At 41.5% G+C, this 13,993-nt stretch carries 13 protein-coding genes; 2 read left to right on the top strand and 11 right to left on the bottom strand.

The window, feature by feature from the left end; genetic code table 11:
* Positions 1-2: 2 nt before the first annotated feature.
* From JIG41_RS07080 to JIG41_RS07035, 10 genes are all read right to left on the bottom strand, one after another.
* A complete protein-coding gene (locus JIG41_RS07080) occupies positions 3-1,859 on the bottom strand; it encodes a diguanylate cyclase (RefSeq protein ID WP_199524483.1) in 1,857 nt (618 codons plus the stop codon).
* A 1-nt stretch (position 1,860) separates the two neighbouring features.
* The gene (locus JIG41_RS07075) at positions 1,861-2,643 is read right to left on the bottom strand and encodes a TatD family hydrolase (RefSeq protein WP_065979458.1); all 783 of its coding nucleotides are present in this window, start codon (positions 2,641-2,643) and stop codon (positions 1,861-1,863) included.
* Complete coding sequence (locus JIG41_RS07070) at positions 2,643-3,170, bottom strand: hypothetical protein (protein ID WP_036973544.1); 528 nt, start codon at positions 3,168-3,170, stop codon at positions 2,643-2,645. The genes JIG41_RS07075 and JIG41_RS07070 overlap by 1 nt, the downstream gene beginning before the upstream one ends.
* A complete protein-coding gene (tatC, locus tag JIG41_RS07065) occupies positions 3,171-3,911 on the bottom strand; it encodes a twin-arginine translocase subunit TatC (protein ID WP_036973540.1) in 741 nt (246 codons plus the stop codon). It abuts the gene before it with no gap.
* A gap of 48 nt (positions 3,912-3,959) precedes the next feature.
* A complete protein-coding gene (gene tatB, locus JIG41_RS07060; protein ID WP_199524482.1) occupies positions 3,960-4,289 on the bottom strand; it encodes a Sec-independent protein translocase protein TatB in 330 nt (109 codons plus the stop codon).
* A 5-nt stretch (positions 4,290-4,294) separates the two neighbouring features.
* The gene (gene tatA, locus JIG41_RS07055) at positions 4,295-4,531 is read right to left on the bottom strand and encodes a twin-arginine translocase TatA/TatE family subunit (RefSeq protein WP_036973536.1); all 237 of its coding nucleotides are present in this window, start codon (positions 4,529-4,531) and stop codon (positions 4,295-4,297) included.
* A gap of 78 nt (positions 4,532-4,609) precedes the next feature.
* Positions 4,610-6,211: a ubiquinone biosynthesis regulatory protein kinase UbiB gene (gene ubiB / locus JIG41_RS07050; protein WP_065979457.1), complete on the bottom strand. Its 1,602-nt coding sequence runs from the start codon at positions 6,209-6,211 to the stop codon at positions 4,610-4,612.
* Positions 6,212-6,228: 17 nt separating this feature from the next.
* Positions 6,229-6,834 carry an SCP2 domain-containing protein gene (locus tag JIG41_RS07045; protein WP_036973533.1) on the bottom strand — a complete coding sequence of 202 codons (606 nt, stop codon included), beginning with the start codon at positions 6,832-6,834 and terminating at the stop codon, positions 6,229-6,231.
* A gap of 27 nt (positions 6,835-6,861) precedes the next feature.
* Positions 6,862-7,617, bottom strand: coding sequence for a bifunctional demethylmenaquinone methyltransferase/2-methoxy-6-polyprenyl-1,4-benzoquinol methylase UbiE (gene ubiE, locus JIG41_RS07040; protein ID WP_036973531.1), 756 nt, complete (start codon positions 7,615-7,617; stop codon positions 6,862-6,864).
* A 114-nt stretch (positions 7,618-7,731) separates the two neighbouring features.
* Positions 7,732-8,718 carry a GGDEF domain-containing protein gene (locus JIG41_RS07035; RefSeq protein WP_036973756.1) on the bottom strand — a complete coding sequence of 329 codons (987 nt, stop codon included), beginning with the start codon at positions 8,716-8,718 and terminating at the stop codon, positions 7,732-7,734.
* 518 nt (positions 8,719-9,236) lie between these two features.
* On the opposite strand from JIG41_RS07035, the gene JIG41_RS07030 reads away from it, so the two are divergent.
* Positions 9,237-11,012: a DUF885 family protein gene (locus JIG41_RS07030; RefSeq protein WP_199524481.1), complete on the top strand. Its 1,776-nt coding sequence runs from the start codon at positions 9,237-9,239 to the stop codon at positions 11,010-11,012.
* Positions 11,013-11,126: 114 nt separating this feature from the next.
* The gene (locus JIG41_RS07025) at positions 11,127-12,611 is read left to right on the top strand and encodes an FMN-binding glutamate synthase family protein (protein ID WP_065979454.1); all 1,485 of its coding nucleotides are present in this window, start codon (positions 11,127-11,129) and stop codon (positions 12,609-12,611) included.
* Positions 12,612-12,665: 54 nt separating this feature from the next.
* Here JIG41_RS07025 and mtnK read toward each other — a convergent pair whose 3' ends face one another.
* Complete coding sequence (gene mtnK, locus JIG41_RS07020) at positions 12,666-13,883, bottom strand: S-methyl-5-thioribose kinase (RefSeq protein ID WP_036973525.1); 1,218 nt, start codon at positions 13,881-13,883, stop codon at positions 12,666-12,668.
* Positions 13,884-13,993: the final 110 nt, after the last annotated feature.

Genomic DNA, 13,993 nt, shown 5'->3' with positions numbered 1-13,993 from the left:
TCCTAGTCTGGTAGAGGATAACTTACTACGCGATTACGGCCTGTTTGCTTTGCGTGATAAAGGGCTTTGTCGGCATAGTCTGTGAATAAACTTGGTTTATTAACGTCTTCTGCAACGGCGCTGAAAACACCGGCACTGAGTGTAAATTTAATCGTTGTTCCGGCAACTATTATATCAGTGTTAGCAGCGGCTTTGCGTATTTGTTCAGCAATTATTAGGGCACCTTCAAGGGGGGTGTTAGGCAAGAGTACAACAAACTCTTCCCCACCATACCGGGCGACTTCATCGAGAGGGCGCTTTAAGTGTTCCTTAATAATATTTGCAGTCGTTTGAATGGTTTGGTCACCGGTTAAGTGGCCAAAATTGTCATTAATCGCTTTAAAATGGTCGATATCGAGCATAATGACGCTAAGCGGAGTTTGTTCCCGGCGGGAGCGGCGAATATCCATTATTAATTTTTTATCGAAATAACGGCGATTTTTCGTTTTCGTTAATGCATCTTCCATATTGAGCTGCTCAAGCTCACGATTTTTGTCTTCAAGCTCACGCAGGGTAACTTGCAGCTCAAATGTTCGCTCTTCAATGTTAGCCTCTAAATCTTGCCGAGCTTGTTCTTGAAGGGCTAAGCGCTCCTGCATTAAGGTATCTTGCGCTTTACTCTCTGCTAATGCGTTTTGTTGTGCCACGACTTCGGCATCACGTTGCATCAAGAATAATTTAATAACGGCATAACATAAGCTCAGACTACAAATTAAGAAGCAAACAAATGTAAGAGAAAGCATACCAATATTTAAATTAAATGGGTTAAAGACACCTAAACCACTGTAAATAATCGCGGAGAAAAATGCAGATAAACCAATAAGGTAAGCAATGCTTGGTTGCTTGTACGCCTGGTTAAATTGCTTCATAGCAATGATGAAAAACACCAGTAGTAATATAGGCAAGCTGATTAAACACAGTGAGAGTGCAAAATGTTTAGGGAGAAACCACATTAATACTGTTATCAATATCATGGCCCAGGCTAGCCAGAATTGAGTGCGACTGAGGGTTTTATTATCAGTGCTAAAAATACACCGTTGTATAGGAACAAATAGCGCACCACTTATAAAAAATAGACTCGGGATTGCCAACTGCTGGAATGTTAAACCACTCGGTTGTAAGTAGCGATACCCAAAACCATATATATAAGCAAGTGTTAACCATAATGAGGTTAGTAAAATACCTGTGTAGGCAAAGTAACGGCGTCTTGAAAAACCGTACAGGACGAGGTTAGTGATCGCCAAAGAAAGAATAAAACCAACTAATAATCCATAGAGTAAGTTAAATTTACTTTTATATTTAAGGTATTCAGACGGCTCCCATAGACTAAGAGGGACACGTAATCCGCCCTCATTCTCAACTCTTAAAAATACTTCCGTATGACTTGCTTTAGGCAAAATGAGTGGAACAAGTAAGGACTCATTCTTTATTTGCCGATTTGCAAGCGGCAGTGCGTCGCCAATTTTGGTCTTTGACAGAATGTGCCTACCTTGCACATGAAAAACACTGACTTCATCAAGAAGTGGGTTATCGATCGAGAGAATCAGAGTGAGATCATTCAAGGAGGTATTTTTTATCGATACCTTTAGCCACAAGGGTGTCAGGTTTAAGCCCAAGTTAAGAGTGTCAGCTTGATTTTTTTGCCAGTCGATATCTTTACTGATAAATGCTTGTTGCTGAGTAATAGGCTCGAGCGTGTACTCAACATTTATGATTTGTTGAGACTTAAAGTGCGAGCTAACGGCGATAGGGTTAGCCTTTAAATAATGACTGAATAAAACAACGAAGAGTACGCCACATAGTGACCATAGGCGCTTCATTTTAACCCTTTGTGGTAAATAATGTCTGAAAGTTTAGTGTAGTTTGTTTTGCCACTTCAGTAAATTCACAGCCTTTTAAGTCAGCAATTTGCTGGCATACATAGGTAAGATACTGTGGCTCGTTCCGCCGAGACTTAGGTTTAGGCTTAATGGTTCTTGGCAATAAAAAAGGGGCATCTGTTTCAATAAGCAAACGTTCTAATGGAATGTCGGGCACAAGCGCCTGTAGTTGTTCACCACGGCGTTCATCACACACCCAGCCTGTAACGCCAATATAAAGCCCAAGCGCCAGGTAATTTTGTAATGCTGATGCATCACCTGTAAAGCAATGTAATACGCCACGTACGTTGTAATCGGCTAGAATCTGAAACATATCTTCGCTGGCATCTCGCTCATGAAGATAAACAGGCATGTTAAGTGTTTCAGCAAGTGCCAGCTGTCTTCTTAAAACGCTTCGTTGTACATCACGTGGAGAAAAATCGCGATTGTAATCGAGCCCACATTCACCAATAGCAACCACCTGTGCATGGTTAACAAGTGCGCTTAGCTCACTCTCAAGTGCCTCAGTGGCTGTTTTCGCATCGTGGGGATGAACTCCGGCGGTACACAGCAGATTAAATTGCTTTGCAAGCTGTAATGAGTCATGGCTGCTTTGTAAATCACAGCCAATCAATAGCATTTGCGTTACACCCGCAGCCTCAGCTCGCTGTATGACAGCGGCGTGACGATCATCAAATTGATGATTGCTTAAGTTGACGCCAGCATCAACAAGCCGTGTGCTCATTAGTTTGTGCGCTTAACACGAATTGAGCGGTTTTGACCTTCAACTTTCAATAAAAATGAATTAAAAATACCGCGCTCAATCACGACTGTGTCATTGGCTTTTAGACGTAAACTATCTGAGCCAATTTGACGCCATTGTTGACCATTTTTCAGTTCGATGATGAGCTCGCCATACGCGGCTTTTTCAACGCTTTTAACGACGGCACTAATCTCATCATCATTGTCTTTTGTTGCTTCTTTGTGCTCTAGACCAAAATCTTCATTTTTTGTCTTAACAACTTGGTTTGATGAAGCAACTACAGCAGGTGCCGAAACTGCGGCGGCGTTTGTTACAGGCTTTTCAATTTGTTTGTTTGCTGCAGGTTTAGTCAGTGATTTACCTGCCATAATGTTGTCGTAACAAAGCAAGCGATTAAAGTCGTTTTCAACAAAAGTACAGGCTTGCAATGCTTGAATATTAATTTCGTTAGCGTGCGTTGTGCCTGCAACTGTAAGTAGTGCAATAAATGGAATTAGTTGTTTTTTCATTTATTCCTCTGATTCCTGTTGGGGTTTGGCGGTATAAAATGCAGCCAAAATTAAGCCTAACTCAAATAACAACAGCATGGGTAATGCTAATAATGTTTGTGACAATACATCGGGGGGGGTTAAGAACATGGCTACCACGAACACACCGACCACGATATATGGGCGTTTCTCTTTTAAGCTTTTAGTAGTTGTCGCACCGCTCCAGCATAACAGCATAATGGCAACCGGTATTTCAAAAGCAATGCCAAATGCATAGAAAAGCTTAATAACAAAGCTTAGATAGCTGCCTATGTCAGGGGCTAAGGTCATCATCTCGGGACCTGCTGCAGTGAAAAAAGCCAGTATCATTGGCAGCACGACGAAATAACAAAAGCTGACCCCACCATAAAATAAAAACACACTTGAAATCAAAATGGGTACTAACATTTTTTTCTCATTTTGATACAAGCCGGGTGCGATAAACCCCCAAACTTGGTGCAATATCATGGGTATGGCAATTAAAAAAGCTAAAAACAGAGTAAGTTTAATTGGAACTATAACAACAGAAGTAACATCTGTAGCAATCATGCTTGTGTTACTGGGTAAGTTTGATACTAAGGGTGCAGATATAAAATCATAAATATCGTACATAAAAAATATCAAGACGATAAATACCAGCAAAGTGCTTAGGAGCGCTTTCATGAGTCGATTTCGTAACTCAATTAAATGGCCCACAAAGCCTGAATGAGCTTGCTCAGTCATAGTGTTATAAATACTCTCTAAAATGGACAACTAAAAGAAAAATTAATTTCATTTTTTTTCACTGTTTTCAACTTTCGTTTCTTCTTGGTTGTCTTTTTTGTAGCTGTGGGTGACAGACTGTGCTGCTTTTTGCAGTTCGTTCACAGAGTCTTGCAGTTCAGGTGATAACTCTTTTAAGTTTTGCTGCTCTGCTTTTTTTAAGTTTTCATGAAGCTCATGGATACGGAGTTCTTCGTTTACTTCAGCTTTCACTGAGTTGGCAACTGACTTAAGCGTTTTCATCCAGCGACTAATGGTGCGTATTGCGATAGGCAAGCGCTCAGGCCCTAAGACAATTAGGCCTACAATCAGTACGACAACAAGTTCCCACATCCCCATATTGATTAAACCTTATGGTCGTCTTTGCTTTTTTCTGCGGTCTCTTTGCTTTGCGTATTAGACGCTTGCTCGATCTGCTCGTTGTTGCTGCTGGTTTTATCGTCTTCAGACACGGCTTTTTTAAAGCCTTTTACTGCACTGCCCAAGTCGCCACCAATGCCACGTAATTTTTTAGTGCCAAATAACAATACAATAATTGCTAAGATTATGACTAATTGCCAAATACTGATACCACTAAGCATGGGTTACTCCATATTTTATCAAATTGATTGAATGTACTTGTTTTGATTATACTCACCAAAACATAAATAGCACTTAGTTTATGCGCTGCGCCAAGCTGCAATAAAACCAACCACAGCAAGTCCTGTTGTGATGCCTGCTGCAATTAGGTCATCCTGTAAATAACACAGTCCCGACACAATAAAGCAACTGCCCGCAAAAATGCTCAGGAGCAGAGGTTTTGACGACGACTCCTGCGGCAATTGTACAGGTTGTTGATGACGCTTTAAGTTTTGATAGATTAAATCGGGTAATTCAGGCATTTTTTCAGCCCAGAATGGTAAGTTCGCGTACATTTTTTTCATCACTGCAAGCGGACCCACTTGTTCTTTAACCCACTCTTCTAAAAATGGCTTAGCGGTTTTCCACAGATCAAGCTGCGGATAAAGTTGCCTGCCAAGGCCTTCAACATATAACAGTGTCTTCTGTAATAACACCAATTGCGGTTGAACCTGCATATTAAAGCGACGTGCGGTATTAAATAAATTAACCAGTACGTGACCAAATGAAATTTCAGCCAGTGGTTTATTGAAAATGGGCTCACATACTGTGCGAATCGCAAACTCGAATTCTTCAATACTGGTATCTGCGGGGACCCACCCCGAATCAACATGCAGCTGCGCTACTTGGCGGTAATCACGATTAAAAAAGGCAATAAAGTTTTCTGCAAGGTAACGTTTATCTTCTCTATTTAAGGTGCCGACAATGCCGCAATCAATGCCAATATATTGAGGGTTATGGGGCGTCTCGCGAGAAACAAAAATATTGCCCGGATGCATATCTGCATGGAAAAAGCTGTCGCGGAAGACTTGTGTAAAGAAGACCTCGACACCGCGTTCAGCGAGTAATTGCATATTGGTGTTTTGTGCAAGGAGCGCTTCGGTATCAGAGACAGGGATACCATAAATACGCTCCATAACTAAGACATTACTGCGGCTATAATCGCTGTAAACAAAGGGAATATAGAGAGAATCTGAGCCCTCGAAGTTGCGACGTAATTGAATGGCATTCGCGCCTTCGCGCATTAAGTCGAGCTCATCTAGTAAGGTTTTCTTGTACTCATTTACCACCTCAATAGGGCGCAAACGTTTGGCTTCTTTTAAAAGTTTTGCAACGAGCTTAGCGACCTTTTGCATCAGCATTAAGTCGGCGTCTATCTGCTCTTTAATATTAGGGCGAATAACTTTAATAACGACATTTTGCTCTTCACCATGCTCATCTAGCAAGGTTGCCGTATGCACTTGTGCAATGGATGCTGACGCGAGAGGGGTTTGCGAAAAGTCATTAAAAAGCTCACTAATGTCATTTATACCAAGCGCTTTTTCAATCAGTTGCTGAGCAAGCTCTCCTTCGAAGGGCTCAACTTGGTCTTGTAACAAAGCCAGTTCAAGCGCAATATCATGCGGTAATAAATCGCGGCGTGTAGAGAGCATTTGCCCAAACTTAATCCACACAGGCCCTAACTCTTGTAAGGCTAAGCGTAAACGCATCCCCGCAGGTTTATCTTTATGTTGATTGCGTAACCAAAATAAACTGCCTCGCGCTAATGTGGCAAACCAAGGTATTTTTTTACGTGGGATCAGTTCGTCTAAGCCGAAGCTCAGTAATGTTTTTGTGATGTAATACAGACGAGCAGTTGACACACAATATCCTTAGCGCACTAGCATGACTTTAATAAGGCGTTTATTCGCATCTCGAGTTGAGACACTTGGTTCTTTAATTGGCGGTTCTGTTGCTTAAACTCAGCCAGTTCAAGTGGGTGAATTGTCACTGCAAGCTCGTCTTGACATAAGGTGGTCAGTGTATTTTCGAGTTTATTTTTTACGTTCACACCGTGACGTTTCATTGCTTGCAAAGACAGCCATAGCTGCTGTGCTGGTGCGTCGCCAATATAACGTGAAAAATGCTCTGGCCAATCAATATTAAGTGCAGCAAAGGCATTACTAAAGCCTTGAGCTATGTGTAAATCGCCTTGTAAATCTAATTTATCTTGGCGGATTAACTGGGTTAGCATTGCTGGATTTTTCAGCGTGAGCAGAGTGTCAATATCAGCACTGATCATGCAGTCGAAGTGATGCTCTGCAGTGCTATATAAGTGTATTTGCTCATCACTGTATACGCATAAAATGCGCTGTTGCCAATCACGGATCTCAATCAGTAATTGCTTGTCTGAAATAGCCGCTAGGTTGTCCTTTAGAGACGAGTCTAGCTGCAAAACATGATTAATGATTCGTTCTACCAGTGATAACAGAGCATTTGCTAACATCGCGTTACCTACTTAATCTGTTTAATTTTAGTATTTAAAACCACGGTGTAAGGCGACAATACCGCCGGTGAGGTTTTGATAGCTAGTGTGTTCGAAGCCCGCATCTTCCATCATGCTTTTCAGCGTTTCTTGGTCTGGGTGCATACGAATCGATTCGGCTAGGTACTGGTAAGATTCGCTATCATTTGCAACTAGTTGCCCCATTTTTGGCAAAATATTGAATGAATAAAAATCGTACGCTTTGCTGAGCGCTTCATGTTCTGGTTTAGAAAATTCAAGAACGAGTAAACGACCACCTGGTTTAAGGATGCGGTACATTGAGCGCAGCGCTTTGTCTTTGTCAGTTACGTTACGAAGACCAAATGCGATGGTGATTAAATCAAAGCTGTTATCAGGGAATGGCAGCGCTTCAGCATTCATTTGTACGTATTCAATATTGCCTACTCGGCCTAGGTTACGTAACTTTTCACGGCCGACTTTTAGCATTGAAGAGTTGATATCACCCAAGATTACTTGACCTGTTTCACCGACGAGTTGGCTAAACTTCGACGTTAAATCGCCAGTACCGCCTGCAAGGTCTAATACGTAATGGCCTTTGCGAACACCAGAGCTGGCAATTGTTTGACGCTTCCATAAACGATGAATACCGAACGACATAAGATCATTCATAACGTCATATTTTGCAGCGACTGAGTGGAATACATCTGCAACCATAGATGCTTTGTCGTTTTCAGCAACAGTTTTATAGCCAAAATGCGTGGTCTTTTGTTGATTCTCGTTCATGATTTGTCTCTATCGTGGCAATAAAGACTAGTGTACTTGATTGTAGCTGTGGGGTGCAATTTGATAATAACTAAATCATCAGATTAGCATTGGCTTTTATGATTTAGCGCAGGTTTATTGGCCGGCAATAAAACTGCTTTGACCTAGTGACTTTGCTTTCGCAGCAGCAAGCGAAGCTTTGCGGACTAAGCTGTTGAAGTCGTCTTCATCTTGATGTTTAGCAATCCCTAAAGCAAGATGAATAGCGGGTAGTTTTGTGCCATTCTTTGAACTAATAAAGCGCAGCTTTTCAACACCATTACGCACTTTTTCAGCAATTAAATTAGCCGTCTCAGGCTCAATATCAGCCAGTAAAATAGTAAATTCATCTTTGCCAGTGCGCCCTGGTAAACCACTTTCAAGGACATATTTTTGCACTTGTTTGGCGACCTTATTCAAGATCACCTCGCCAATGACATCACCGTAATTATTGATGAAGTGCTCAAGGTTTTCTATTTGAATCGCAATGGCGCACACCGCTTTTCTTTGACCAAGCCACAATTGTGTTTGTTGATTTAAATAATGACGTTTATACAAACCAGTTTGCTGATCGGTGATGTGCTGTTTACGAAGTTGGGTGAGTTGTTTTTGGGTCTTATCTTGTAGTGCTTTGGCTTTTGCGATTTCTTGTTTAAATTGGCGATGTTGAGCCAGTAAATGTTCTGATTGTTTACTGAGCATTTTTAGCGCATGACGTGTTTGTTCTAAGTTGTTTTCGTCAATGGCGTGTACACAATCACTAATTTGTTCAGTAAAGCGAACAATATTTTGTTCATTATTGTTTGCATTGCGCGTTAGTGTGCCCAGAACAGAATCAACATTACGTACAATCGCTGTTTTCATTTTATGGCCTTGCTCCATAAAATCAAAATACAGTTGCTCTATAAAGATACTGTCGATCGGCTTTTTTTGCGCGATGGCGCGATCCAGTGCGGCATTAAGTTTTAGATTAGATTGGCTGACATATGTATATACAACCTGGTAATTAAGTGGTGACGGCGGTAATGCATGATGTTCTAAAAAGATACATACCTTTGTCATTTTTTCTTGAGCAATAGCCATGGAATCATGGAACATCATTTTTTCAATACCACTAAATACGCATAACAACCAATTAATCATCTCTTCCGTAAGGTTTAATTGCATCCAAGCACCTTATATAAATTCGCATAACACGTAATCACGAGAGATAAAAGTTGACGCTAATTGCGTTAAAAACGTCTGTTTTACGGCTGTATCAAAGCAGAAAAGTTGCTGAGTAGAACTCATTAACGAAACGTTTGCCGTACCTCAAAATGGATCACTTAATTAAGCGAATGGGTATTACAGTAATCTGTAATCTGTCTATTTAAAAGCAAAATCGCTAATTTTGGAACTTAAATTTGTTTCGTTTGGGTCTAATAGCTGATTTTCTCAGCAACTTTAACAAGTGTAATTAAAAATTGCTTAAAGCCTGCTCATTCATGCATTTATAGTGATGTTAATTTGAGCGTATTAAACCGCTGCTTGGTCGCATTTGCTTGGGTTTTAGTGTGAGCTACGCTACTTTATCTCTATTGTTTAAAACGAATAAGAATCCTATGAAACAAACACTATCGCGAACGTTAAACCGTTCTTTAATAGCCATTGCTTTAGCGTGTACTTTAAGTGCGTGCCAGGTAACCACTGTTGATGCAGATCAGCAGTTTAATCAGGTTGCAGAAAATGTGGTCAATTACCGTGAAAGTATTAGCCCTTATGGTAAAGAAAACGGCGTTAATGGTTATTTATTAGCAAATTTATCTGCTGAGTTTTTAGAACAAAAATACAAAAAAAATACCGAACTCCTTGCAGAGCTAGATGCCATCGATCGCGATAAATTGTCGGAAGAAAATCGTATAAATTTAACGATTTTACGTGGCCAAGTACAAAATAGTGTTGATGAATATGTGTTTAATACCCACTACATGCCGTTAACGTCTGAATATGGCTTTCATTCGAGCCTCTCATTTATGATCTCAAGCTCCGATTACACGAAAGCGAAAGATTACGACGTTTATCTTGCCAAACTGCAGCAAATTCCCCGCTTTTTTCAGCAAAACATTGGCTGGATGCGTAAGGGCCTTGAAGTTGGATTAACGCAACCGCAAGCCGTTTTAGAGGGTTATCAAGATTCGATTACAGCATATATAGTTGATGATGCGACACAATCTGAGTTTTATAAACCCTTTTTAAAAAATACTGCAGGGCTCAGTGAGAGCGAATTTTTACAGCGTCAACAACAGGCACAAAAGATTATAAAAGAACAGGTGATTCCTGCATACCAAGGCTACCTGACTTTCTTTAATAACGAATACCAACCGGGTGCTCGTAAAGAGATTGGTATTTCGAGTACGCCTAACGGCAAAGCATTTTATGAAAACCGAGCGAAGTACTACACAACAACAGATATGACGCCAAAAGAAATCCATGAATTGGGTTTGCAAGAGGTCGCGCGTATCCGTGCAGAAATGGATAAAATCATTAAAGAGGTTGGTTTTGAAGGCAGCTTTGCCGACTTTGTGCATTTTTTGCGTACAGATCCGCAGTTTTATGCCAAAACGCCTGAAGAATTATTAAAAGAAGCGTCTTACATTGCTAAAAAAATGGACGCACAGCTTCCTAAACTATTCCATACGTTACCAAGAATGCCTTACGGTGTTGCACCAGTGCCAGCCAGCATTGCGCCTAAATACACCACGGGGCGTTATTCGGGATCACGCCGTGACGACCAAGCGGGCTATTACTGGGTCAATACTTATGCGCTTGATAAACGTCCTTTGTATGTACTTGAAGCGTTAACTCTGCACGAAGCTGTGCCAGGACATCACTTACAAATTTCATTAAATTCAGAGCTGGAATCGCTACCAAGCTATCGTCGTAATGCGTATTTGTCGGCATTCGGTGAAGGTTGGGGGCTATATTCTGAATTTTTAGGTATTGAAGCCGGTTTTTACCAAGACCCATACAGTGATTTTGGTCGATTAACTTACGAAATGTGGCGAGCTGCACGTTTAGTCGTTGATACGGGGATGCATATGTATGGCTGGAGTCGTGAGCGTGCGATGACGTTCATGAGCGAAAACACGGCGCTTTCACTGCATAATGTAAAAACAGAAACCGACCGCTACATCTCATGGCCAGCACAAGCGCTGTCTTACAAAATCGGTGAATTAACGATAAAACGCTTGCGCCATGAAGCTGAACAAGCACTGGGTCAAGATTTTGATGTGCGTGAATTCCATCACCAAATATTACGTCATGGTTCTGTGCCGATGTCGGTGCTTGAAGAGCAAATTCAACTTTATATTAAGGCTGAATTAGCAAAGCGAGCCTAAGCAATTGAGCTGATTAAAAAAGGCGTGTTTAAAACACGCCTTTTTTGTTTGTTGCGCGTATTTTAAACTGCTTATATGATTTGCAAGGACGTCATCATCACACAGGAGTCTTGAATGAGTGATTTTATAATTTTTAGTATCGATGTATTTGCCAGCTTGTTTATCTTTGCGTTAGGGATAGGGCTGTTGGTAATCATCTGTTTTTACATTAGTGATGTGACGCAGTCGAAACAGGCTATTCGTCGTAATTACCCTGTGATAGGGCGTTTTCGTTACTTTTTTGAACGCCAAGGTGAGTTTTTTCGCCAGTATTTTTTTGCGATGGACAGAGAGGAGCTTCCGTTTAACCGTGCCGATCGAAGTTGGGTCTACCGTGCGGCAAAAAACGTTGACCGTACCACGGCATTTGGTTCCACTCAAAGCTTAGAAGCCACAGGCACTGTGATGTTCATGAACTGTGCATTTCCGACGCTCGATGAAGAGGCACTCGAACCTAGTCATGTCACCTTGGGACCCTATTGTGAAAAACCTTATTCTACCAATGCATTATTTAATATTTCGGGCATGAGCTTTGGAGCACTTTCAAAACCGGCTGTTCGCGCTTTATCTCGAGGCGCAAAACTAGCTGGGTGCTGGATGAATACAGGTGAAGGGGGGTTGAGTCCTTATCATCTGGAAGGAGGAGCCGATATTGTATTTCAGATTGGTACGGCAAAATATGGTGTCAGAGATGAGCAGGGCAAACTGAGCCTCGAAAAGCTCAAAGCGATTGCTAGTCATGAGCAAGTGAAAATGTTCGAAATTAAAATGAGCCAAGGCGCAAAACCGGGCAAAGGTGGCATGTTGCCGGGCCGAAAAGTCACCGCAGAAATCGCTAAAATCCGTGGCATACCAGAAGGACATGACTCGATTAGCCCTAATGGGCACCCAGAAATAAAAAAACCTGCTGATTTACTCGATATGATTGAAACTGTTAGAGCTACGACAGGAAAACCCACAGGATTTAAAGCAGTAATCGGTGAGTATACGTGGCTTGAAACCTTATTCAGTGAAATTAACAATCGCGGTATTGAGTCAGCACCAGACTTTATTACCATTGATAGTGCTGATGGTGGCACTGGGGCTGCCCCGCAGCCATTGATGGATTCTGTTGGTTTACCTCTAAAAGAAAGCTTACCTTTGGTCGTTGATTTGTTGAAAAAACATGGTTTAAGAGAGCGGGTGAAAGTGATTGCATCGGGTAAATTAATCGTCCCGTCGAAAGTGGCTTGGGCATTGGCTTTGGGGGCTGATTTTATTGTGTCAGCGCGCGGGCATATGTTTTCATTAGGCTGTATTCAAGCATTACAATGCAATAAAGATACTTGCCCGACCGGTATTACAACGCACAATGAGCGATTACAACGCGGCTTAGATGTGACAGACAAAGCGCAGCGAGTTGCAAATTACAATAAGTTTATTCACTACGGTGCAGGCTTAATTGCTCATTCATGTGGCGTGTCGAGCGCCCGAGAACTTGCTCGTCACCATGTGCGTGTTGTACAAGAAAATGGGTTGTCAGAACCGCTTGATAAAATGTATGAGCATTACAATAAATAATGATGAGATTCAATAAGGCGCGATAAGCGCCTTATTCATTGGGTAGCTGAATAACTAGTTTAATAAGCTGATCAATAAGGTAAAAAATTCATCTTTATTATCGCAACTTGTTGCGTTAAGCATCAATTGCTCGCCTAACACTAAGGTTTGTTGCTGCACAGCTAAGCGTGCTTGCTCGTTTTCAATGCCGTCAATGTCAGCAACGTGGGCAAGGCCAATCGTACGGCGAATAAGTTCTGCACCGCAATAACCAATGGCATCATGCAACACGCTTTTTAAGTAATCTTCTGTAAAGGCGCGGTTAGCAAAGCTTACATCGGTTGTCTCATTACTTGCTAAGTTCAACCACTGCTCTTCAAACTGGCTATAACAGTCTTGTAAGCATGTTAATAAATGCGTTTGATAGTGGCGACGCTTTGCTAATTCAGCTATACGGCCATTTTGCGCGCAGTAATTAAGTAATAAATTACCCATAAATGAACCGATATCGAAACCAACTGGACCAAAAAAGCCAAACTCTGGGTCGATCATCTTGGTTGTGTTGTTATCAACAAAAATACTGCCGCTGTGCATATCGCCGTGTAACAAGGTTTGCGGACACGATAAGAACCTAGCTTTTAATTTCGCTGCGGCAAGTTTTAGCGCGTTGTTATTACGAATGTGTTGCACTGACGAATTGAGTTCAGCCGGGAAGTGATTGCGCTCGTGCTCGATATAAGGGTCAGTGAAAAAGAGATCCTCAGTGATCTTACATAAATCTGGGTTGATAAATTGGCTCACTTTGGCTTTTTTATCGTCGGCAGAAAGATAAAAGTCGGAGTTATAAAAACCGGTGCGACTGAGATATTGGGCAACATGACTGGCTAATTTAGGGAACTGCTCGGCATTTATTTGTGCACCACGTAAAATTTGTAAGTGACCTAAGTCTTCCAGCACGGTTAATGCAAGCTCAGCATTGTGGTGCAAAATGGCTACGGTGTGCTCTGGGCACAATGAACCATGATTTATCAAGACGTCAGCCTCGATACGCGCACGGTCTAACGATAACGGCCATGACTCACCCACGCAGCGAGCATAGGGTAAAGCTTGCTTTAAAATTACACTGTTGTTGTGTTGATCAGTGACCCGGAAAACTAAGTTTAGATTTCCGTCGCCGAACTCGTACGCTGACAGCTCAGCGTTAGGAGTAAACACTGAACTGAGTTCACTTTCGGTAAGTTTTTTAATGTAATCAACAGCATGCTCTGCAGTGAAGGCAGTGTAATTAGCCATGGCTCTATCTCAAAATATTATTAACTTTGGGCATTCTATACCTGTAAGCGTTTAGATGTCCATACATCCAGCTTGTTAGTTGTGTAAACTGATGTAAAATACCCTTTCAT

This window comes from Pseudoalteromonas sp. bablab_jr011, assembly GCF_016464045.1.
Taxonomy (GTDB): Bacteria; Pseudomonadota; Gammaproteobacteria; order Enterobacterales; family Alteromonadaceae; genus Pseudoalteromonas; species Pseudoalteromonas lipolytica.
Note: the sequence above shows the minus strand (reverse complement) of the source record. Positions and strands in the feature narration are given on the sequence as shown.